Raw genomic sequence first — 589 nt, forward strand, 5'->3', positions numbered from 1 at the left:
TCATTGACGGGCATAACCGAAAATCCCTGTGCGACAAGCACGGCCTGCCCTATCAGATGCTGGTGTTCGCCTTTGACGATCTGCTGGAGGCCAAGCAGTGGGCGCTGGACACCCAGAAGGGCCGCCGCAACCTGGACAAGTGGGAGCTGGGCAAGATCGCCCTGAAGCTCAAGCCGGAACTCGAAGCCAGGGCCAAGTCAAATCAATCCGCTGCAGGCGGTGATAAAACAGACAAGGGAGCGCTTTTGGTGAATTCACCAAAAGCGCTCCCCCCTGTGAACACGCGTAAAGAGATGGCACAGGCAGTCGGCATCGGAGATCAGACCATGGGGCGTATTATGCAGATCAACGAGCACGCCCCCGCAGCGGTCAAGGAGGCGCTGGACAAGAAGGAGCTGTCCATCAACCAGGGCTACCAGATCACCAAGCAGGTGGAGGATCTGCCGGAGGAGCAGCGGGAGCAGGCCGCCCAGGAGGCGTTGGACATCCTGAGAGCAAAAAAGGAAATCCAGGAAAAGGACGCGGAGATCGACCGTGAGGGGAAGATCGCCGGAGTCTTCTGCAAAGCATACGAAAAGGCGGTCCTGCT

Annotated in this window: 1 pseudogene; it reads left to right on the forward strand. The window is 58.6% G+C overall.

The window, feature by feature from the left end:
* Positions 1-589: pseudogene (locus B5F88_RS20010) on the forward strand (hypothetical protein); the annotation flags it as partial.

Source organism: Flavonifractor sp. An306 (assembly GCF_002159455.1).
In the GTDB taxonomy this organism is placed as follows: domain Bacteria; phylum Bacillota; class Clostridia; order Oscillospirales; family Oscillospiraceae; genus Flavonifractor.